Source organism: Rheinheimera sp. B2H12, from assembly GCF_059620065.1.
Genome location: NZ_CM184363.1, coordinates 3,021,007 through 3,044,219 on the forward strand (window position 1 = coordinate 3,021,007; position 23,213 = coordinate 3,044,219).

16 protein-coding genes are annotated in these 23,213 nt (G+C 51.0%); 9 read left to right on the forward strand and 7 right to left on the reverse strand.

All coding sequences use genetic code 11. The features are described 5' to 3' along the window. Positions 1–500 precede the first annotated feature (500 nt). The 5 genes from AC53GJ_RS13035 to AC53GJ_RS13055 all read right to left on the reverse strand — a co-directional run bounded on the left by AC53GJ_RS13035 (position 501) and on the right by AC53GJ_RS13055 (position 7,905). Positions 501–3,467, reverse strand: a complete 2,967-nt coding sequence (locus tag AC53GJ_RS13035) for a TonB-dependent receptor (RefSeq protein ID WP_496728176.1) — start codon at positions 3,465–3,467, stop codon at positions 501–503. Positions 3,468–3,568: 101 nt separating this feature from the next. Further along, on the reverse strand, positions 3,569–5,698 hold the full coding sequence (locus AC53GJ_RS13040) for a family 16 glycosylhydrolase (RefSeq protein ID WP_496728178.1): 2,130 nt from the start codon (positions 5,696–5,698) through the stop codon (positions 3,569–3,571). 282 nt (positions 5,699–5,980) lie between these two features. Next, on the reverse strand, positions 5,981–7,021 hold the full coding sequence (locus tag AC53GJ_RS13045; RefSeq protein ID WP_496728179.1) for a hypothetical protein: 1,041 nt from the start codon (positions 7,019–7,021) through the stop codon (positions 5,981–5,983). A gap of 38 nt (positions 7,022–7,059) precedes the next feature. Then, positions 7,060–7,617 carry a DUF1993 family protein gene (locus AC53GJ_RS13050; RefSeq protein ID WP_496728181.1) on the reverse strand — a complete coding sequence of 186 codons (558 nt, stop codon included), beginning with the start codon at positions 7,615–7,617 and terminating at the stop codon, positions 7,060–7,062. Positions 7,618–7,734: 117 nt separating this feature from the next. Continuing rightward, on the reverse strand, positions 7,735–7,905 hold the full coding sequence (locus AC53GJ_RS13055; protein ID WP_496728183.1) for a DUF2292 domain-containing protein: 171 nt from the start codon (positions 7,903–7,905) through the stop codon (positions 7,735–7,737). Between the two features lie 419 nt (positions 7,906–8,324). On the opposite strand from AC53GJ_RS13055, the gene AC53GJ_RS13060 reads away from it, so the two are divergent. The 9 genes from AC53GJ_RS13060 to AC53GJ_RS13100 all read left to right on the forward strand — a co-directional run bounded on the left by AC53GJ_RS13060 (position 8,325) and on the right by AC53GJ_RS13100 (position 22,081). Further along, positions 8,325–10,748, forward strand: a complete 2,424-nt coding sequence (locus AC53GJ_RS13060; RefSeq protein ID WP_496728184.1) for a TonB-dependent receptor — start codon at positions 8,325–8,327, stop codon at positions 10,746–10,748. 87 nt (positions 10,749–10,835) lie between these two features. Then, positions 10,836–11,861, forward strand: coding sequence for a sulfate ABC transporter substrate-binding protein (locus AC53GJ_RS13065; RefSeq protein WP_496728186.1), 1,026 nt, complete (start codon positions 10,836–10,838; stop codon positions 11,859–11,861). Positions 11,862–12,087: 226 nt separating this feature from the next. Next, complete coding sequence (locus AC53GJ_RS13070) at positions 12,088–12,981, forward strand: dienelactone hydrolase family protein (protein ID WP_496728188.1); 894 nt, start codon at positions 12,088–12,090, stop codon at positions 12,979–12,981. Positions 12,982–13,176: 195 nt separating this feature from the next. Continuing rightward, positions 13,177–16,164, forward strand: coding sequence for a ligand-binding sensor domain-containing diguanylate cyclase (locus tag AC53GJ_RS13075; RefSeq protein WP_496728190.1), 2,988 nt, complete (start codon positions 13,177–13,179; stop codon positions 16,162–16,164). Positions 16,165–16,504: 340 nt separating this feature from the next. Beyond that, positions 16,505–19,090 carry a TonB-dependent receptor plug domain-containing protein gene (locus tag AC53GJ_RS13080; protein ID WP_496728192.1) on the forward strand — a complete coding sequence of 862 codons (2,586 nt, stop codon included), beginning with the start codon at positions 16,505–16,507 and terminating at the stop codon, positions 19,088–19,090. Between the two features lie 153 nt (positions 19,091–19,243). After that, complete coding sequence (locus AC53GJ_RS13085; RefSeq protein ID WP_496728194.1) at positions 19,244–19,882, forward strand: amino acid ABC transporter permease; 639 nt, start codon at positions 19,244–19,246, stop codon at positions 19,880–19,882. After that, positions 19,879–20,511, forward strand: coding sequence for an ABC transporter permease subunit (locus AC53GJ_RS13090; RefSeq protein ID WP_496728195.1), 633 nt, complete (start codon positions 19,879–19,881; stop codon positions 20,509–20,511). Before AC53GJ_RS13085 ends, AC53GJ_RS13090 begins: the two co-directional genes overlap by 4 nt. After that, positions 20,508–21,263 (forward strand): amino acid ABC transporter ATP-binding protein, encoded by a 756-nt coding sequence (locus AC53GJ_RS13095; RefSeq protein ID WP_496728197.1) that lies wholly within the window; start codon positions 20,508–20,510, stop codon positions 21,261–21,263. Before AC53GJ_RS13090 ends, AC53GJ_RS13095 begins: the two co-directional genes overlap by 4 nt. Next, a complete protein-coding gene (locus AC53GJ_RS13100) occupies positions 21,260–22,081 on the forward strand; it encodes a transporter substrate-binding domain-containing protein (protein WP_496728199.1) in 822 nt (273 codons plus the stop codon). Before AC53GJ_RS13095 ends, AC53GJ_RS13100 begins: the two co-directional genes overlap by 4 nt. Before the next feature lie 73 nt (positions 22,082–22,154). Here AC53GJ_RS13100 and AC53GJ_RS13105 read toward each other — a convergent pair whose 3' ends face one another. After that, positions 22,155–22,604: a lysozyme gene (locus tag AC53GJ_RS13105; protein WP_496728201.1), complete on the reverse strand. Its 450-nt coding sequence runs from the start codon at positions 22,602–22,604 to the stop codon at positions 22,155–22,157. 147 nt (positions 22,605–22,751) lie between these two features. After that, entirely contained in the window at positions 22,752–23,153 is a 402-nt protein-coding gene (locus AC53GJ_RS13110) for a hypothetical protein (protein WP_496728203.1), read from the reverse strand. Positions 23,154–23,213: the final 60 nt, after the last annotated feature.

Sequence of the window (23,213 nt, forward strand, 5' to 3'; positions counted from 1 at the left end):
GTCATCTTTGCGTCATTGCAAACAAAATCATCGGCTATTTCATCGTATAAAGACTGGCGATAGCTGCCAGTGCAAGAATAGCCGCAGCGCCCAAACCTTTATGTAACAGCGTCTGGCAACAAATTAATTCAGCAGGGCACCGTGAAAGGTGTGACGCCATCCTGCTGGCTGATTGGAGTAGAATGTCAGCGTGGTCACTTTGAACCAATTCAGCAGCGCCGCCATAAATCAGCAACGCATGCCATAACGGCTATTGTTATCCATGCACTTAGGTTTAATTCACCGCGGTATGTTTCACAAGTAAATACATAAATAAATTTATTGCCCGCAGCAGCCGTCGACGCAATAGACTGTAGGCACTGATATATCGGCAATCATGGCACATCGATGCAGAGGTGGGAGGAGAGCATCAGAGCAGGTTAATTAACGCTGATTGTTAGCGTTGTAAAAAAGCCGCTGACAGCAGCGGCTTTGACTTTAACGCTGTGCAAGCACAGCCATTAATCCAGCGTGTAACGCATGCCCAGTGTCAAACGTGGTGCGTACTGTCTGGCGAACAGGAACTGCTCTTCGAAACGACCGTAGCCGCGTTCGGTGGCATCGTTCAGGTTCACGCCTTCGAAGAACACTGTCAGTTCAGGTGTCACGTCATAATTGACGCTTAAATCCCACTGACCGTAAGTTTTGGCAAACTGTGGTGGTGCATCCGATGAACCCTGTGATTGACCGACGCCCAATAAGTACTTGTCACGCCAGGTATAAGTGACCTTCACTGACCAGCCATAGTTTTCATAAAACAGCTGCAGGTTGGCAGAGTCACTTAAACCCGTCAGCGGCGCTTGTTGCTTCAGACTGTTGACATCAAACTCGACGTCGCCATCGACAATAGTGCCATTGGCACCGACACCAAAACCGGTATCCCACAGCAGATGCTGGATAGCCATTTCAAAGCCGTCGACCGATTTGCTATCAGTATTGGCTGGCTGACTGATATTCCATACCATCAGTGGATCATCAGTTGCAGGTTCAATTTTACCTTCGGCATTACCGTTACCATTGGCCAGCATCTGAGCAAACACAGCACTGCTGGTGGCTTGCTCACCGCGGGCCTGCACATCAGCCACGGCCTTTAAATAGCGTGGGCCATTGAGGATATCGCGAATGCCAGGCACTGTGGTTTCAGTAATAGTGGTCTGAATAAAATTATCAACATCCTTTTTAAACCAGCCCAGTGCAGCATAACTGCCTTCGGCGTAATAATATTCCAGGCTTAAATCCAGGTTGGTCGACTCGAACGGCAACAGATTGGTATTGCCCTGACCACCGCTGCGGGCCCCTGGTTTTGGGCTGCCGCTTAAACTTCTGCCGCCGGCTAGTAAACCCAGTGGTGCACGGGAAATGCTTTTACCCCAGGAAAAACGCCCAATTAAATCGTCAGTTAATTCAGCTTTGAAATCAAACATCGGCAACACCACATCATGTTCGCCTTGTTGTTCCAGAAAGCTGGCATTATTACCCTGCTGGTATTTGGTGATCCACTCTGATGGACTCTCCCAGTTCACCTGGGTTTCAACCCGTTGCTTCACCAGACTGGTGACATCGGTTTTTTCATAGCGCACACCGACATTCAGGAATACCGGGATTTGACCGATTTCACTTTCCCACTGTGACTGCAGATAAATACTATCTGTGATTTCTTCTACACTGCTCTGACTGTCAATACCATCGATATAGGGGTCAATCGAATAGACATCGGCCCCCATCAGATCGGCGGTTAAAAACGCCAGTTGCCGCGCTACAGCTTCATCAAAGTTATAGCTGTAATAATAATCTGGTTTCAGCGCACTACCGCCGCCGTTAAAACGGTCAAGGAAATTGGCGGTACTGTGTTTGACAAACATCGCATCGGGGAAAATTTGTGGATACGCCGGATTAAAACCCGGACCGCCACGCAATCCGCTCCAGCCCTGATGGCCCCCCATAGTCTGTTCAGTACGGGCAATGCCCAGGTCAATCCGGGTCAGCGGGATCTTGAAGATGTTATTAGTCCAGCTGCTGTCCAACTGCGCCTGTTTAATCTTCGCTTCACCCGGTGAATGAGTAAACTGGCTGAAGTTCGAGTCAATTTCACCTGGCGTTAGTTGCTCAGTGCCATTTTTCCAAAGCACCAGCGCATGCGGAATCTCGCCCTGACGGAAATCATAAATTTTGCTGACCAGTTGATCAGAACCCAGGATCACCTGGCCCTGACTGCGCAGTCCTTTGTCAGCACCGTTGTCGACTTTATTACTGGAATCGTGATAATCCAGGCTCAGATTAAAATCTTCATGCAGCTGCCAGTCCAGATTCAGACCGACAGAATCGGCTTTGACTTCAGTACTGCCTTTGTTGGCGGTAAAAGAACCATCATTACCACCGATATCGGCGTACAAAGCTGTGCCATTGGCATCTAATTCATAGGCATTGATATTGCTACCAAATTCGTTCCAGATCCCCCAGCCAATACTTTCGCTGCCGGTCATAGCGCGGCTGGCAGTATAATCGACAGTGGCAGTAAAGTTATCGGTCGGCGCAAATTGCAGCGTTAACTGACCATTGCTGCGCTCGCGTTCGATATCTTCGATGCTGTAGTTCATATCTTTCGGGAAAAAATAATTGCCGCTTGGTTTGCCATCAGCACCAACCGGGCGGCCGTCTTTAATTTTGCTGGCCGCGAGATTCTCAGGCAGGCCGACATTGGCTTGCCAGCCCTGGATATTGGCTTGTTGTTTCTGGAAATCACGTTCCTGATGCGATAACGACAGTGCCACGCCAAACTTATCATCCAGCATGGTATCACTGAGCACCAGCGCCATTTCCGGCGTGACGTCATCGCCTTTTTCGTTCGAGCTATCGTAAATGCCTTTCGCCGAGAAAGAAGCCTGCAGACCCGGATTATTCAGCGGCTTGGTGGTAATAATATTCACCGTGGCGCCTAAACCACCACTCGGATTTTCCGCCCGGGCGGTTTTATACACTTCCAGCGCGCTGACCCCCTCGGAGGATAAATTCTCCAGGCTATAAGAGCGGGTATAACCTGTCCCCGGCATCTGGCGGCCATTTAACGTCACCAGGTTAAAATCCGGGCCAAAACCACGGACTGTGATTTGGCTGCCTTCACCATTCGAGCGGCTGACCGAGACCCCGGTGATCCGTTGTAACGATTCGGCCAAATTAGTATCCGGGAATTTACCCATTTCTTCAGCAGAAATGGCATCAACCACACCGCTGGCAGCACGTTTAACATCCATTGAGCGGATCAAACTACCGCGGATCCCTTTCACCTCAATCACTTCAACTTTGTCATCAGCTTTGGCTGTGGTGTCGGCGGCGGTTTGTTGGGCCAGCACCGGCAGAGCTAAACTACTGGCCAGCGCCAGTGATAAGGCGGTCGCGACCCGGCTTGGGGTCAAAATTGTTGTGCGCATAATTACACCTGTTTTAATATTGCTCAGTTTGATCAAGCAGCTTGTCGACCCAGCGGGTGCTGCTTTGAAGGTTGCATCAGTGTCCTGTCTGTGACCAAGCGTTAAGGCATGGAAATGCTGACATTATCCAGCCGATACACCGCGCCTTCGCCCTTGCCCCAGGCTGGGAACACCATCACCACATCAATCGCACTTAGATCCAGACCTTTGGCGGCCAGATCAGCAATCTTGAAGCTGTAAGTCTGCCACTGCCCCACCACCGGTGCTTTCCCTTCCACACTGGCGGTTAAATCAAGTTCAACAAATTCTTTGGCATTATTGGATTCAACTTTAAATTTCCACACTGCATCAGGTGCAGAAGGTGCACTGGTGACTTTCATCTCAAAACGGACCACGCCACCTGCTAATAACGCGGTGGCATCAAAAGCTTTGCCAGCACCACCGTTGGCGGTTTTACTGATAAAACCCATCACTGTGGGTGCTGCACCGATGCTAAATTCAGCCGTCATGCCATGATCGGCATCGTCCATTTGTTCGGTCGGTACTGAACCACCACAACAATCCCACATTGGCCAATCCGCGTTTTTCTGATCTTTAAACAGCAGCAGCGATTGAACCGGCGCGGCAATCTTGACATCATCAACCCGATAGACTGCACCTTCACCAGTACCCCAGGCCGGGAAAATCATCACCACGTCAATGGCAGATAAATCCAGACCGGCATCTGCCAACTTTTTCAGCGGGAAGGTATAAGTTTGCCACTGGCCAACCACTGGCGCTTTGCCTTCAGTGCTGGTGGTAATATCAATCTCTACTGCAGTGGTGGCATTATTACTTTCAACTTTGACTTTCCAGGCCGCGGCAGCATTATTCGGTGCCGATACCATCTGCATGGCAAAACTTAAACTACCGGTCAGCGCCAGTGGCGAAGCGTCAAATGGTGCTGCCACCCCAGCTGGATCTTTAATAAATTCAGATCTGTTGGTAAAACCATTCACAGTGGCAGCGGCGCCTACCTTAAATTCCATCACGCCACCACGGTCGGCATCAGTGACAACAGTAGGAGTTGAACCACCACAGCAGTCCCAGGCAGGCCAGCTTGGATTGATGGACTTGTCAAAAATACTCAGGTTACGAGCCACCCCATCTGAAGGGGGCACCGGAATTGGCGCTTTGCCTTCGACCAGGGCGTCTGTGGTTTTGTCATAACCAGCACGGATGGTTTCACAACCTTTACCTGTGGTCGGATTGGCTGCGCATTCATAGACCCGGACATAATCAATCACAAAAGCCTGACCCTTGGCAAAAGCCGTCGCATCAACACCTTTGTTATTGACATTTTCCGGCCAGTTGCCACCGACAGCGTTATTTAAAATCAGGAAAAATTTCTGATCATAAGGTGCGCTGGTCCAATAAGTGTTCAGCTTGCCACCGATTTGATCATAATATTCAGTAAACCAGCCACGGTGTTTCAGACCCACCGCCTCTTGCTTACTGTTGTAACGCACATCGGACTGGCGCTGCGTGGCATATAAATAGCCGTCGACATACCAACGGATCTCGCCTTCTTGCCATTCCAGCGCATAAGTGTGGAAATCATCAGCCGGATTTTTACCGCCAGGCAATGTATAGGCTTTACCGGAATTGACGTTATTGGGTGCAGCTTTGCCATAATGCAAAGTGCCATGCACGTTGGCTTCAGTTTTACCGTCGGCACCGGTCGTTTTCAGATTGACCGCTTCCATGATGTCGATTTCGCCAGAGCGTGGCCAGTCACCGTACACTGAGTCTGTTGGCATCATCCAGAACGCCGGCCAGCTGCCTTGCCCGGCTGGCAGCTTAGCGCGCATTTCAAAACGGCCGTATTTAAAATCGGCTTTCTTTTTGGTGGTCAAACGGGCTGAGGTATAAGGTTTTTCTGCACCAGCAGCTGCAGGTTTTGCCACAATATTCAGCATACCGTCACTGATAAAGGCATTGTCTTTGTCAGCGGTGTAACATTGTTTTTCGTTATTGCCACCGCCACTGCAATTGACTTCATAATTCCATTTTTTCTCATCAATACTGGCAGTATTAAATTCGTCGCTCCAGACTAAAGCCCAGCCGGTCGCAGGCTTGGTCAGATCAACGGCAGCAATATCAGTTTTAGTCTCACTGCCGCCACAACCTGCTAACAGCGCAGACAGCAAGCCTGCCTGACAGGCCCCGGCCAAAGGTGTTGTTATTTTCATCTAAATTGTCCTGTTGATTATTGTATCCCACAGGCCGGCCTGGCCGGCGCTGTCCGTACATCATGCTGTGTACTTTCAGGCGTTCAGTTAGGTACGCATATATGAAAGCGCTTACACAGAGTATTGTGATTCAACAGGAAGATCAATATGTCTGAAAAAAAAGGCTTTGTTGGAAAAGTGACCAGCGATTATTTGTGCTGAAAATAACCGTTGGCAACGACAGCACTGCTTAGTTGAAACAAGCAGCTGCGCGGTTAGAGCAACACAGATCCAGAGCTCTGGTTACCACAGTGACGCAACCGCCTGCAGTCGCTTTGGATCGCGCAGCCGATTGGATTGAACTTGTTGCCGGCCGTTTTCTGAGCGTAAAATTTGCAGTGGCAATGCTTCAATCCAGTCAGATAACAAAAAATTTACCGCTAATTTTCTCTGCCGATACAGATAATTTTTATAACTTTCAAGTGCGCTCAATTGATAAAAGTTAAAGCTTAAGCTCTGGCTGAGTTGCAGTTCGGCCCGGCCGGCCGGGGTCAGCGCCAGATAATCGGCCGAAGCTTCGAGATGCCGGACTGCCCAGTCCTCTGTATCCAATATCCGACTGACAAATCTCAGCACCAACTGCGGATAATGACGCCATAACAGGCTATCAACAGTCAATGGCTCACTCAACTGCAACTGGGACTGGTACCGGCTGATATCATACTCGGCGAGTGTGAGTTCAGCTCCCTGCGCTGACGTTTTCAATAAGGCTAATTGCTGCTGATCTAACAAAACGGCATCAAACTCATTATTGCATAGCCGCGCATAAAGTTGACCATTGGTTAATTCGATGCCTGACAGAGCAACACTCTGGCTGACCTGGCCAGCAGGCAACAGCGATATCAACTGTTCTGTTGCAAAACCCTGGAACTCAGTGCCTGGCCCGGTGAAGACAGCAAAACGGCATTGTCTGATATCGACTGCCGTTTGCAAGCTTTGGGCTGCAGATAACAACAAGTGCCAGCGTCTGGTCGTTGGCAATAAGCCAAGTAACAAACGACCGGGCTGACCCTGTTGCACATCGCTGGCTTGTTGCTGCAGCGTTGCAGTCAAATCACCTTGACCAAAAGTGGCATAACCGGACATGGCGCCGGTCGCAGCAATAGCGCAACAGCTAATCGCATCGGGACTAAACTCCTGTTCCAGCCATCCCAATTGACCCGCCAGTTGCATTGCTCCCGGGCCCTGACCTGACTGATACCAAATCACCCTGGGTTTATCCAAAGTTTGCAGCCTGGGCGCAATAGCTGAAGGACTATCATAACGGCCACCAAAATGACTCATGCCTGCACTCCTTGTGATTGTTGCACTAAAACCAGGGCTTAAATCTGAAAATCATGTTGGATCAGACGGTAATTTTCCCCCAGAAAATCTTTTTTCCCAATCGCCACGCCGTTATGTCGCAACAGGTTATACGAGGTGGTCAGATGGAAATAAAAATTGGGCAGGACCTCAACCAATAAATACTGACTGCCGTCCGGATATTGCCGCTGCCCAAGCTCATCAAACACGGTGATCGGCTGGATCGCAGCCGCCACAAACTGCTCAGGCTGATGAACACTCAGCAGAATGCGGCTTTGCTGCAATAACTCGATATGGCCTTGCAGGTTGTTTTTATCCAACTCATTCACCGCTTTGGGCTGGTTCAGTAGTATGGCCACCGCGGTTAAGGCTATCTCGCTACTTTGGCGCACTTGTCGTGACAGCTCATACATATCCGGATAAAACCGGCTTTGTAGCAACAATTCGACCGGGTAACCGCGCTGTCTGGCCTGATGACCAGCCTGTTGCAGCAAATGGATCAGATTGGTAAATCCTCTGATAAATACCGGGACTGTTAATTCATAAATGGGAAAACTCATCACATGCCCTTGATTCATTGCTGCTCATGTTGCCCGGTCCGGGTACCGCGCAACGGTTGCCGCGCAACGGGCGCCGAGCGCTGGGTGCCGCGCATCGGGTGCCGAGCGCCGGGTGCGTCACAGTGCTGATACCGCTTACTCAATGCGTACTTTTTCACTTTTTTCCACCTGGACCAGTCTGCCCTGATGAAAGACCAGTTCAACCTTGCCAAATTCAACCCGGCCAAGCAGTAATTCGACTTTTTGCTGCAGTTCAGCCACCAGTTGCTGCTGGTGGCTGGTTTTATTCGATTCCAATGCTTTCATGCTGCTATCACTATCCGTTTGTTGTGGTATGAGCATTAAAGCAGAGCTCAATAATAACCATAAATACCATTAAATTTCATTTATATTCCAAAATGGAATTAAAAACAAATCATGCATGATACTAAAAAAGCGGCCATAAATTGTAAATATCAATATATTTCAATTTTTTAAACTTAAATATCAGCAATGTTTAGCACTACAGTATCCTTCTGACGTCACTGCAACTTTGCCATGTACCCAATACACTGCTTCATATTCCAAATTGGAATATGTAATCTTTATTTCGTGCTTTTTAATTATCCAAAGGCTGCTTAGTATCCAGTTAAAGGATGTTTAGACGTCCACAACAAAAAACAACTGCACTGACCGGACCACCGGAAGTGGCTGTGTTACGACTCAATCACAAAACGGAGTATCTCATGTCAGTGCACACCGAACCTCAAGGGTATTACGGTACCCAGCGCAAAGCGCTTATCCATCCGACCCGCGGTTTTCGCCGCTTAACGCCCACCGCAGCCGCTGTCAGTCTGGTGCTATTGGGCACACTGCCGCCAACACAGGCTGCAGCACCAACAACGGCAGTCGAAGCCCCTGTACTGGAAGTGATCAAAGTCACGGCGCGTAAAAGAGAAGAAAATGTGCAGGATGTTCCTATTGCCATCTCGGTATTGACGGCACAGGATCTGGATAAAACCGGCACTTATTCCACTGAACAATTGACCCGGCTGCAACCTTCTATCCAGTTGATTTCATCCAATCCACGTAATACTGCGGTCACCATTCGTGGTCTGGGTAGCGTGATTGGCCTGACCAATGACGGCCTGGAATCCGGTGTTGGTTTTTATGTCGATGACGTCTATTACGCTCGTCCAGGCTCTGCGATGGTCGATCTGTTAGATATCGAGCGGGTTGAAGTACTGCGGGGTCCACAAGGTACCTTATTTGGTAAAAACACCACGGCCGATGCCTTAAACCTGTCGACCGCTGCGCCGACTTTTACCCCGGAAGGTAAAGCCGAAATCACTTTGGGTGAAGATGGTTATACCCAGGGCAAAGCCATTATTTCAGGTGCCTTAGTGGCAGATAAAGTTGCCGGTCGCTTGGCGGCATCCAGCACCCGCCGGGATGGCACAGTCAAAAACGTTACCACTGGTGCCAAACAAAACGATACCAATAGTCAGGCACTGCGTGGGCAGTTATTGATTGAAGCTTCCCCTGTGGTGAAAATCAAATTGTCAGCCGATTATGCCTATCAGGATCCAAATGCCAACACTCAGGTGTTTGTTCGCTACGGTGCTACCAAACGTTCTGCAGCCTCGCAATTCCCGGCCTTAGCGGCAGCTTTTAACTACCAACCGGCCAGTGAGAACCCCTACGATCGTTTAGTGGACGTCAATTCACCGATCCAGGCCCGGCAGATTTTAAAAGGTACCAGCGCCAAAGTTGATTGGGATTTGGGAGAGGTCAGTTTCACGTCAATCAGCGCGCTGCGCGCCTGGGACTGGACGCCACAGAATGACCGGGATTACACCGCGCTGGCCGTAAGAACTAAATCGAACAACCCTTCAGCGCAAGATCAATGGAGCCAGGAGTTCCGCCTCGCTTCCAACGGCAGTAGCGATGTTGACTGGGTGGCAGGTTTATACGCCTTTGGTCAGGATGTTGAAACCCACGGTACTGAACAATGGGGCAAAGACGGCGCCCGTTGGTTGATTGGTGCCAATGTGCCTTCCAACCTCATCGACGGTTATACCTCCAACACTGACGTCTATACCAGTACTGATTCTTTTGCGGCTTATGCCCAGGCGACCTGGCGGGTCACGGACGCGTTACGGATCACGCCAGGCGTGCGTTATACCAAAGAGGAAAAATCCGGTGACTTTACTCAGGTCGCAGCGGGTGGTTTGGCAACAACGGATACCGCGCTGATCACAGCCAAGCGAGGTATTGCCCGTAATCAGCAATATGCCGCAGATTTTTCTGATTCCAGCCCGACCGGACAGCTGAATATTGCTTATGACTTAGTTGAGGACCAATTAATTTACCTCAATTGGGCGCGTGGTTATAAATCGGGTGGCATTAATGCCGCTGGTATCCCAACGGATGCCGCCGGTAACCCTTCGCTGGTCAGCGCCACAGTGCAACCTGAAAAGTCGACCACGATTGAAGCAGGTTTAAAAACCCAGTGGCTGGAGCGACGGTTGACGGCAAACTTCGCGATTTACCATACCCAAGTCACCGACTATCAGGCCAACGTGGTAGATGCAGGACCTGGAGCCCTGCGTGGCTACCTGGCCAATATCGAAAAAGTCAGTGTGCGTGGTTTTGAATTTGACAGCAGAGCCCAACTGGCGGACAACTGGTCAATCTATGCCACTTACGCCTATACCGATGGAAAATATGATTCATTCCGTAATGGCCCACCGCCACTGGAAGAGCTGGCGTCCGGGACTTCAGCCTTTGACTTGTCCGGCCGGGCCTTACCTGGCGTTTCGAAAAATGCCGGTTCAGTGGGGACCGAATATAGCTGGGGCGGCTCGATAAGTGGCCCCTCATTGAATATCACGGGGGAGTGGTACAGCGCGGCGGATCTGAGTTATCGCTCTGACTGGAACTCGGATGCGTCGGTGTCGAAATATCTGCTGGTGGAAGGGTCAACCTTGGTCAATCTGCGTGTTGGCTTTCGTACCGAACAGGGCACAGATGTTTCGCTTTACGCCCGCAATGCCTTTAACGAAGATTATCTGAGCTTTTTAAGTATCCAGGCCGGTAATTCTGGTGCTGTGTATGGCCATGTTGGTGATCCACGTAACATTGGCATTCGGGTCAAAACTGAGTTTTAAGCTGTGCTCAGCGCACTGATGTCACCACGTCCCTGCAGCCAGGCTGCAGGGATTTTCAACGCGAATATTTTGTTTTTGGAGCACCCTATGAGCAAGTTAGCAACGTCTTTTCAACGCGCGACAGTCCTGTTATCGCTGGGCGTGGTTTTGACCAGCGCGCTGGGATTGAGCCAGGCCATGGCCAAGGAAATTACCTTACTCAATGTATCCTACGATCCAACCCGCGAGTTGTATCGTGATTACAATCAGGCATTTGCCAAATATTATCTGGCCAAAACCGGCGATACCGTCAAGATTGACCAATCCCACGGCGGTTCTGGCAGTCAATCCCGGACTATCATCGATGGCCTGAAAGCCGACGTCGCGACCCTGGCGTTGGCAGGCGATATCGACCCGATAGCTCGCATTGGCAAACTGCTGCCAGAAAACTGGATCAGTGCACTGCCGGACAATAGCGCCCCCTACACCTCAACCATCGTGTTTCTGGTGCGAAAAGGCAATCCGAAAAATATCAAAGACTGGGGCGATCTCGTTAAAGAGGGTGTTGAAGTGATCACGCCAAATCCGAAAACCTCCGGTGGCGCACGCTGGAACTATTTAGCAGCCTGGGCTTATGCTAAACAACAAACCGGCACTGAAGAAGGGGCTAAAGCTTTTGTCAGCAAACTGTTTAAACAAGTGCCAGTGCTGGATTCTGGCGCGCGCGGTGCAACCACCACTTTTGTCCAGCGTGAAATTGGCGATGTGTTGTTATCCTGGGAAAACGAAGCCTTTTTGGCGGTGAATGAACTGGGTGCCGACAAAGTAGAAATTGTGGTACCGTCAATTTCAATTCTGGCTGAACCTTCAGTCGCTGTGGTGCGCAAAAATACCGATGCCAAAGGCACCACGGCGGTCGCAACTGAATACTTGCAGTATTTATACAGCCAAGAAGGCCAGGAAATTGCGGCCAAACATTATTACCGGCCGCGAAATAGCGCTATTGCAGCGCAATATGCCAGTCAATTCCCACAAATTAAACTGGTGGACATCAGCAGCTTTGGCGGGTGGGATAAGGTACAACCCCTGCACTTTGCCGATGGCGGTATTTTTGATCAGATTTATCAGCGCTGAGATCTAAAGCTGCATAAACCCTACCAAGGTCGTCGCTACGAAAGTAGTGGCGGTGTAAGCAGCCATTGAGCTGCCAATCACGGCAAAGCCAAGGGCTGTTGAGCGGCGACCTGTTCGTTGAACGAGCAGGGATTTCGGTTGAAACACTCCCCTTGTGCTGCTGATTGCGGCTAAGCTGTTTGCACAACGATTTAGTTTCAGCTAGCTCATTTGCAGGGAGTTTGTGATGTCAGACCGTAAAACCGCCAAAGATTTTCCGCCGCAGACCTTGCAGCTGTTTGACCGTTATGTGCATGGTGAAATCAGTCGCCGCGACTTTTTAGCCGGGGCGGCCAAATTCAGCGTGGCTGGTATGACAGCTCTAGCAGTGCTGGAAGCCTTAACGCCCAATTATGCGCTGGGGCAACAAGTGAAACCGGATCACCAAGCCATCACCAGCAGCATTGTAGAATTTGCCAGTCCGGCCGGCTATGGCAAAGTGCGCGCTTATCTGGTTAAACCTGCTGTCAGTACGGGCCCACTGCCACTGGTGTTGGTGGTGCATGAAAACCGCGGCTTAAATCCGCATATTGAAGATGTGACCAGGCGTTTGGCGTTGGCCGGTTTTATCGCGTTGGCACCGGATGCCTTGTTTCCACTCGGTGGTTATCCTGGCAATGAAGATCAGGCACGTGAATTATTTGCCAGACTGGATCAGGACAAAACCCGGCAGGATTTCCTGCAAAGTGTGGCTTATTTGCAGCAACTTGGCACTGGCAATGGCAAAGTCGGCGTGGTTGGCTTCTGTTATGGTGGCGGTATCGCTAACTTTCTGGCGACTGAGCTGCCGACTTTAGCCGCCGCAGTGCCGTTTTATGGCCGCCAGGCGGATTTAATCAAAGTGGCCAACATTCAGGCACCACTGCTTATCCATTACGCCAGTAACGACGAGCGTGTCAATGCAGGTGCCAAAGCCTATGACGATGCACTGCAGGCTGCCGGTAAAACCGCGGTCAGTTATATCTACCCGGACACTGAGCATGGTTTTCATAACGATACCACGCCACGCTACGATAAAGCCGCCGCTGAGCTGGCCTGGCAGCGCACGCTTGCATTTTTCCGGCTGCATTTAACCGCCTGATTGTGCTTGCCTGGATCTGCTGCATGCAGACTCAGGCTGATTTTTGCTCATCATTGTTACTGCTCAACGCCGTATCGCTGCTTGGCAAGGTTGCCTGCATACGGCTAAATCTTAGTCAGCAGGTTGATCCTGCCGGTATTTTAGTGCCAATATCTGCTCAACAACCCAGCATTTGGGCAGCATAAAAGGATCTCAATGCAGCGTCGCAACCTGTCATTATTCAGCATTTTGTTCGTATGGCTCTGTAGTCTGCCATGTCTTGATACCAGCGCCGCCAGCAATATCCCAGTGTCGCAGTGGCAACATCGTTTTTGGAATCAGTCACATGGCTTGCCACATATTTCTGTTAATACCATGGCCTATGGCGCCGATGGTCGGTTGTGGCTCGGTACAGAACGTGGTTTGGCCAGTTTTGATGGCATCCGTTTTGATACCCTTTATGCCGCTGATGAACCTGCGCTGCAGTCCGACTGGATTAACCAACTGTTTCTCGACCGGCAACAACGTCTATGGGTAGGTACCTTAAAAAATCTGGCCGTGTTAGAGCAGGGTCAGTTTAAGGCCGTCAATCCGCCGACAGCTGGCCAAATTGGCAACATCAATGGCATCAGCCAGGCCGGCAATCAGATTTGGCTGGCCGCCGACCGGCTGTTTCAGGTACAGGATAATAAGCTGCACCCTCACCCAGACTGGCAAGGCAGCGCCAGCGCACTGTTAGCAGATCAAGATGGCTTGTGGGTGATTGGCCAAGGTAGCGGCGCTGATAATGAACTTTGGTACCTGCCCGCCGGTTCTTTGGCTGAGCAGTCAACAGCGGCTGTGAAATACCCTTTACCGCCCGACATGCGCAAGCTGCGTTTTATCGCGCTGGCCAAAACCGGTGACACCCTCTGGCTGGCATCCAACCATGGTTTATTTAACTTCAGTGCTGGTGTGTTTTCCCGCCAGCCCTTGCCACAGGCCGATCAGAATGTGCTGAGCATAGCAGCCGACCAACAGGACTTGCTGGTCAGTTTTAAGGATGTATTTTACCGGCTAGATCCGCAGCAAATTGTCGAGACCATTAAGGTCGGTGAACCTGCATTTCCAGTCTTCAGCCGCACCCTGCTGGTGGATAAAAACGGTCTCTGGAGTGGCAGTCAAACCGATGGTCTGCGTTATTCATGGCGCAGTGCCGCCAGAGTCGCGGGGCTCAGCGCAGGTCTGCCCAATACCATGCTGTGGTCGGTATTTGCCGAGCCGGATCGGATATTGATTGGCAGTCAGGATGGCGTTGCTCTCTGGCAGCAACAGCAAGCACAGCCGTTGATCAGCAGCGCAGATTTGCCAAATCCAATGGTTTATAACGTATTTTCCGATAGCAAAGGCCGCATCTGGGTTGGCACCCGCAGTGGTCTGGCTTGCTTTTCGGCCCAAGGCCAGGCGTTATTTCAGATCAAAGGATTAGAGGATGCCCAAATCAACGGTATGACGGAGGATCAGACCGGACAGTTGTGGGTGGTCAGTACCAAAGGTGTGTTTCAATTACAGCAAAATCAGGCGCTGCCGATGACAAGTCTGGGATTTTCGCCAGATCGATTTCGGGTGATTGCCAAAGGTCACGATCAGAGCTTGTGGTTCGGCTCAGATCATGGCCTTTATCAACTGCGTGGACCAAGCGCGAGCAAGGTTGACCACCCGATCCTGCAGCAGGCGATGATCACAGCTGTAACCGCATTTGGTACCGGTCAGCTTGCCGTCGGTACTTATGAACATGGCTTGTTTGTGCTGGACCAACATGGCTGGCAGCACTACCCAGGGCCCCCCCAGTTACCCAGTCAGACCATTTTTTCCTTGCTGGCACATCAGGATTATTTACTGCTCAGCACGCCGGAAGGCGCATTTCGGCTGTCGCAGGCTTCGTTGCAGCGCAACGACCAGACTCAGCCTGAGATAGCGTTAGAGGTCCTATTATATGATCCGGGGCAGCGTTATGGCCGTCAGACGCTGCGCTGCTGCAATGGTGCTGGCACCGGCAAAAGTGCCGTGCAAAATGGGCAGGCGTTTTTTCCTTCCACGCAGGGACTGATCCTCATCGATCTGACGCCAGTGTCACAGCAGCCGCCCACCAGCCTGATTTATCGTTATCAGACAGGTCAGCAGCGCTCGACCTACCAGGGACCGGCCACACTGAAATTAGGGGAACGGGCGCTGCGGGTCGATTTTGGTGCTATTGCCTTTACCGACGGTGATTTGTTGCAATTTCGCTACCGGTTAGTTGGCCAGCAACATCAGTGGCGTGAGTTAGCACAAACCGGCAGCATCTATCTGGACGATCTCAGACCCGGTGTATTGCAACTGGAAATCCAGGCCCGTCGTCCGCTCGGAGCCTGGGGCACCCCGGCAATATTAGCATTGACGGTCCCGCCTTATTTTCATGAAACCAAGCTTGCCAAAGGCCTGCTGGTGATCGGCATTTTACTACTGCTGGCGGCGCTGTGGTTTTGGCGCGAACGCCGGCACCAACGGCAAAAAACCGCGTTGGAGGCTCTAGTCAAGCTACGCACTGCCGAATTAACCGCCGCCAATAGTGCTTTGTTACATGCCAGTAATACCGACCCCTTGACGGATTTATCTAATCGCCGTTTTATTCAGGCGCAGCTGGAGAAACTCCAGGCACAACGGAGCCGGCAACAGCCGCAGACACAAAGCATGGGGCTGTTGTTGCTGGATATTGACCATTTTAAACAGGTCAACGATCAGCATGGCCATGCCGCCGGTGATGCTGTGCTTCGTGCTGTTGCTGCGGTGTTACAACAGCAGGTGCGGGAAAACGAATATGCTGTGCGCTGGGGCGGTGAAGAGTTTTTAGTCGTGTTGCCACAGATAGATCCAACTGAATTAAATCAGGTCGCGCAGCGGATCCGCTTAGCGGTGGCAGCGACGCCCTGTGAACCGCGCGTCACTGTGTCTGTTGGCATTGCCAGTTGGCCCAACCCGCTGCCGGAGCTGAGCTATCACTGGCAACAAGCGATCGAAGTGGCAGACTATGCTTTATATCAGGCAAAACAGGCTGGCCGAAACTGTTGTGTCAGGCTTAACTTCCAGTCCGTCGCAACTGGGCACTGGGATGGCCGTGTTGACTGCACTGTGCTTGAACAATGGCAGGGCGCTGGCTTGCTTGAGGTGCATGTTTTGCGCTGAACCATGCCGGATGCCCTTCTGTAGCCATCGGCTCGTCAGCGATTTGCCAGCGCATAGCGGATTGTGGCCATCATGGTCACATGGCATACAACCCATTCAGAAGGTGCAATAACTAAAAATAGAATAAGAAACAAAAAATAAATATTTTTTAGTTATAAAAAAGCATACTTCCGTCTTAAAAACGGGGCCAAAAAAGCTAAACCGCTGTATTTCATAAAGAAACAGTTCTTTCTAATAAAAAACTCATAAAAAACAGCACGTTGACTATAAAGCTGCCAAATAGTCTAATTCACTTAAGGTATTTAATTTAATTTTTTTATATCATTAAGGAATATAAAACATGCAGTTCCCCTCCCGTCTGAAAGTATCAGCACTGTTGTTGTTACAGGCAGGGCTAATCAGCCCGGCGCTGCTGGCAGCAGAGCAAGCCACAAAGCCTGAACCAGCCATTGAGCGCATCAGCGTTGTTGGTAGTAATCTGAAAAAACTGGCACAGGATCAAATCAATCCGGTGACCATTTTTAATCGTGCTGATATCGCCCGGACTGGCGCCAGCTCTGTGTCTGAAGCACTGGCGGCAATTTTACCGCGTGCCAGTTTAGAATATGGCACTGACGGCGGCCGTTTTGCACCTGGGGCAAACTCGGTTTCCTTGCGTCATCTGGGGGCGCAAAATACGCTGATTTTGCTCAATGGCCGCCGTTTCGCCGCCAATGCCTTTGCCAATCTGGATACCAGCGTGGTCAGCCTGAACAGTATCCCGCTGTCAGCGATTGAACAGATTGAAATTCTGTATGACGGCGCCGCCGCTATTTACGGCTCTGATGCGGTGGCTGGTGTGATCAATTTTAAAACCAAAACCAACTACACAGATACCGCGGTAGACGCCCAATATAGTCAATGGCAAGACGGCGATGGTGAGCGGTTGAATTTTGGCGTCGCCACAGGCATTGGTCAGCTACAACAAGAAGGCTACAACTTGTTACTGACGCTGGATGGCGTCAAACGGCTGCCCACCTTCCGGGCCAGACATGACAAACTGCGTGATTTGGATCAGCGGGCTATCGGCGGCTCTGACTCCCGTTTTACCGGGATGTCGCCGGCTGAATACAAAGTTGCCGGAGAACCAAGACAAGCGCCGGCAGATTGCCGTGGCAGCAAAGAAGCTAGTCCAACCAACCCGGTTGATACCCTGTGTTTATCGGAAGAAAACCTGTATCAGGACTCGACCACCAGCCGGATTAACGCCAATGCCTTACTGACCTGGCGTTTTAATGAACAACTGGATGGTTTTATCGAAACGGGCTTTAGTCAGGATAATCTGGATTTTGCAGGTTGGCCTATCAATATTCCGACGGCCAATGGCGTGATTAAACCGACAGATGCAGTGTACAAAACACAGCTGAACGGCAAAGCCACCCTTGGTAAAAATATCACGGTGTACCGGCGGTTATTTGAAGCTGGCCTCAGCCAGAACTCAGTCGACAGCGATGTCTGGCGATCTGTAGTCGGCGTGCGGGGCGTGCGTGGCGACTGGGATTATGAAAGCTCAGTGCTGCATCAGTTAAACCGCAGTCAGCAGTTTCGCGACAGGTTAAATACCACCGCCCTGGCCGACGCCTTTAAAACCGGCAGTTTTGACCCTTTTATTGTTAACCCGGCCAGCAACACCCAGGCGCTGATTGACCAGAGCAGAGCCGATGGCCGCAGCACCTTATCTGTCTTTGAAGTCAGAGCAGGCAACAGTCAATTATTCAGCCTCAGTGGTGGCGATGCCGGGCTGGCATTTGGGGTGGCACTGCAACATGAATCGGCCCGTGAAGCGCGCAATCTGGGCGTACCCAGTACCGATGCCAGCCGGGTGATCAGTTCGGTTTTTACTGAACTCAGTTTGCCATTGGTTGCTAAGCTGGATACTCAGCTGGCGGTCCGTTATGACAGGTACAATGATTTTGGTGGCTCGCTGAATCCAAAACTGGCATTGGCTTATCAATTGACAGAAAATCTGAAAATACGGGGTTCAGTCAATACCACCTATCGGGCACCGAGCTTGCAACAACTGAATATGGCCCCCACCGGCGCTTACTGGTTTTATAACGACTGGGCGCGTTGCAAACCTATGAGCAAAACCCCGGCGGCTTGTACGGCCAGAGTCGATATGAATAACGTCAGTAATGCGGATTTGCAGCCTGAGACCTCCGTCAATCAGACACTTGGCCTGATTTGGGATCTGCAGCAGCACTGGCGTGTCAGTCTGGATTGGTACAACATCCGTCAAACCGATACCATTTCTCGGCTGGATACCCAGTATATCCTGGATAACGAAGAGACCAATCCGGCGTTGGCGGCATTGATCCACCGCAATCCACTGGATCCGGACGAAGCACGGCGTTTTCCGGGACTGAGCAAAGGCACTATCGATGAAGTCGATATTCCGCTGGCGAATATTATCCGGCTGCAAACCTCGGGTTTTGATCTGATTGTGGCTGGTCTGTGGTCACTGGGTAATGCTGGCGAACTGACACTGGACAACAAACTCAGTTACCTGCTGAGTTACAAACAAGGTGATTTACCAACCTCGCCGGTGTTAAGCCGGCTGGAAGGCACCGACTACCCGGACTGGAAAAACCGCACTGAGCTGGCCTGGCGTTTCAGTGAATGGCAATGGTCACTGGTGGCGAAAATTACGCCGGGCAGCCGCGATATTGCCGATATCACGCAACTGGCCACCAACCCTGATGGTTATGTCGGTGCCTACACAGTGTTTGATAGCAACCTGAAATATCAATGGTCGACTGATCTGCGTTTTTCCGGCGGGGTGAAAAACCTGTTTGATAAAGTGGGACCTTATTCGACCAACTATGGCAGTTATCTGGGCCCGTCACAGGGTCGGCAGTTGTACCTGAAAGCTGAGTATGAATTCTGAATTGGAATATAAATATTCAATTTAATTCTTTTATAGAATATATAGAACTGACTACACTGCGCGCGGGACTTTGACTGTCCTGCGCGCAGTGTTGTATTCGCCCGGGCTGGTTCCCCGGCCCGGCGGGCGTACCGATCAGTTGGAGCAGTGTTGATGTTAGATTGGGCCTTTATGGCATCACAAGTACCGGATTATGCCAGGGCTATGCTGACCACGCTTGGCTTGGGTGGGCTGGCTGTGCTGTTATCCTGGTTACTGGGCGTCAGCAACGCCATCTGCTGGTATTTTGGCTATGGTCGCTGGCTGATTGGCGCTTATGTCGAGCTTGGCCGCAACACGCCATTATTGATCCAGTTGTTTCTGCTGTATTTTGGCTTACCGCAGCTGGGGATTTTGCTCAGTGCTGAAGCCTGTGGGGTACTGGCACTGACCTTTTTAGGCGGCGCCTATTTTACCGAAGTTTACCGCGCTGGTTTTGCCGGCATCCCGCTCGAGCAGGCCCAGGCTGCTACTGCACTGGGCTTATCCAAACCACAACTGCTGCAACTGGTGTTATGGCCACAGGTGTGGCAACGGCAATTGCCGGCAGCCGCCGCAACTGGCTGTTTTTTATTGCGTGAAACCACAGTGTTATCTGCCATTGCTGTGGCTGAAATCATGTATACCACCACCAATGGTATTGCCTTGTATTATTTAACTTATGAATTTTTACTGCTGATGACCCTGGCGTGTTTGCTGTTGTTTGTACCGCTCAGTCTCGGACTACGGCGGCTGGAGGCCAGACTGGCATGACCTTCACTGAAATACTCTGGCAATTGCTGCCAGGCCTGTGGCAAACCGTCAGCCTGACCGGACTAAGTTTGTTGCTGAGTTTACCGGGCGGTGTCGCTTATGTGCTGTTGTCGCAAAGCCGCTTTAGTTGGCTGGCAAGGCTTTGGCTCGAATTGTTTCGCACTATCCCGCTGCTGGTGTGGTTATTTTTATTATTTTTTGCTTTACCGCTCTGGACCGGACTGGATATCGGCGGGGTTGGCAGTGCGGTGCTGGTGTTTGTGCTCTGGGGCAGCACTGAAGCCGGTGAAGTGTTTCGCGGTGCCTGGCGCGCCCTGCCGCCAGCCCAACTGGAAGCGGCCGTCAGTCTGGGCCTGACGGCACGGCAACGCTGGCGTTATCTGTTGCTGCCGTTGCTGCTGCGCTTATCTTTGCCACCGCTGATGAATGTCGCTACCCGGCTGATTAAAACCAGTTCGCTGACCGTGCTGATTGGCGTCACTGAGCTGACCAAAGCTGGCCAGCAAATTATTGAACGGGAAGATAACGCGCTGCTGATCTACGGCTTGTTGCTGCTCGGTTATTTTGCCATTTGTTTTCCGCTCAGTCTGGCCGCCCGCCAGCTGGAGCGACGCTGGAGTCTGTTATGAGTCTGTTACAGCTGGAACAACTGAGTCACCATAAAGGCAGCCAGCCGATTTTGCAGGACATCAACCTGACCGTCAGTCGCGGTGATGTGGTCGTGATCCTGGGGCCCAGTGGCTGTGGTAAAAGTACTTTATTACGTTGCATCAACGGTCTGGAACCTTTGTCTGGCGGGCGTTTACAATTTGCTGGCCAGACGCTGGATGCCAGCAGCGACTGGACAAAACTGCGCCGCCAGATTGGCATGGTATTCCAGCATTATCAGCTCTTTCCCCATTTAACTGTACTGGACAATCTCTGCCTGGCGCCTGTGGTCAGCAAAGGTGAAGCGCGGCCAGAGGTAACACAGCGGGCGCTGGCGTTACTGGCTAAAGTCGGGCTGGCTGATAAAGCAACAGCACTGCCTCGTCAGTTGTCCGGTGGTCAGCAACAACGGGTCGCCATCGCCCGGGCGCTGTGTATGCAACCTCAGTTGATGCTGTTTGATGAAATCACCGCCGCGCTGGATCCGGAAATGGTGCTGGAAGTGCTGCAGGTGCTGCGTGATTTGGCCGATGACGGCATGACCATGCTGCTGGTGACACACGAACTCAGTTTTGCACAGGCGATTGCCGATCGGATTGTGTTTCTTGATGCCGGCCGGATTGTAGAAACTGGCGCGCCAGCACAGTTTTTCCAACAGCCAGACACCTTGCGGGCGCAACAATTTTTAAGTCATTTTCAACAATTACAACAGATGAAAAGGAAAAGCCGATGAAAAGGTTCATCACAGCCGTACTTGCCACCCTGCTTAGTGCCAGCGCGTTGCTGCCAACTGCACAGGCCGCTTCAGTGGCAGAAATTAAACAACGGGGCTGGTTAAAAGTGGGTATTTTTACCGACAAACCGCCTTTTGGTTTTGTCGATGCTAAAGGCAACTATGTTGGCTTTGATACCGATCTGGCCCGTCGTTTTGCGCTGGATTTACTGGGGGATGCCAACAAAATCGAGTATGTCATTGTTGAGGCTGCCAGCCGGGTGCCATTTTTACAAAGTGGTAAAGTCGATATTATTATGGCCAATATGACAGTGACGCCAGAGCGCGCCAGGGTGGTTGATTTTACCAACCCGAACCTTAGAGTCGCGACCCAATTGCTGGTGAAAACGGACAGTCCGATCCAAAGTCTGGCCGATCTGGCCGGTAAAACGGTAATTGTCACTAAAGGCACCACCGCCGATATTCATCTGAGCCGGCATTATCGCAGCACTAAACTTTTGAAATTTGAGAAAAATACTGAAGCTTTACAAGCGCTGCAGGATGGCAGGGCCGATGCCTATGCGCAGGACAACCTGATTTTACTGACCTTTCGCAAAAATCATCCGGATTATCGTTTAGTCAATGAGAAACTGGAAACGGATGCCGCCATCGCACCGGCGGTGCAAAAAGGCAATGACAGCCTCAGACTCTGGGTCAATGCCGAGCTGGCCCAATTAGCCAAGCAGCAGTTTTTGCGTCAGTTATATCAGCAATACTTAGCGCCTGGCCTGCCAGCGGATACTAGGGCCGAAACTATTATTGTCGAAGCAACGCACTAGCTCCAAATTTTCAGCCGCCATCGGTGAGTAAAACCCAGGGTTTACCCACCGATGCGGGGCACTTACGCCGTTGTCAGACCGGCGTCAAAAACAACTCACGCTCTGCTTTGCGCCGTCTGGTTAAGCCAGCCACCTGCATGCCACCGGCTTTATCCCAGCGCAGGAATTGCTCCGCCGCACCTGCTACATCGCCGCTGTTGAGTAATTTCAGCAAGGTGCTGTTTTGCAGACTACCAAGCCCAAGGTTATAGCTAAAACTAACCAAAGCATCAAACTGGTGCTGATTCAGCAAAAAAGTGACCAACCGCGCTACGCCCTGTTCAAATCTGCCTAAATCCGCAGCCAGCAATGCTTCAGCCTGGGCGGCACTGATACTGAGACCAGGTCTGACATCAGCTCCGGTGTGACCATAGCCGATAGTCCAGACTCCCACCATATCCTGATACGCCGTTAATTTTAAACCTTCGAAACTTTCGATCAGTTGCCGGCCTGCACTACTGGTGGTGAATTCGCTATTACTCATGTCGCTCTCCCTGTCATTGGCAGCCCTAAATTTAGCTGAAGTACCAAAAAGCGCCAGGCTGGTTTTGCTAGTGTGACCACGACTTTACCGAAAATATCATATTCATTTATGGAATAACCAACCTATATACAAAGCAAAAAAGGAATATTAAGATACATCCATCACTGCAGCAACATCACTGCCGCAGTGAGAGCGGCATGATTGCCATCTGTCATGGTGTTCTAGAGCACCGAACAGCGTAAAAAAGCGACAGCAGCCGTGGGCAAAATAGGACTCAGACAAGGCAAATTTCTGAAGGTTTAGTGAACTAAACCGAAGGAATTTAACGCAGTATGAGGTTATTTTGCCCCGGCCCTGCGGGAGCGCCGGAAAAACACGCATCCGGCGTTGGGCAAAATGAGCAATAGAATGACTATTGCTCAGTTTTCCCGCCTTGCCTGCGAGCTTTTCCGTCAGCTCTGCTGCTCGCTTTTTTAACTGCTCGGTGCTCGAAGTTGAACAGTGTTCCATGCATTCCTCGTCCTGTTGGTATGTTGGTTTATCTGGCATATGTTGCCCGCTGCTATTGCAGCGGGCTTTTTTTTATAACCAAATCAATAAGCCTGCCCA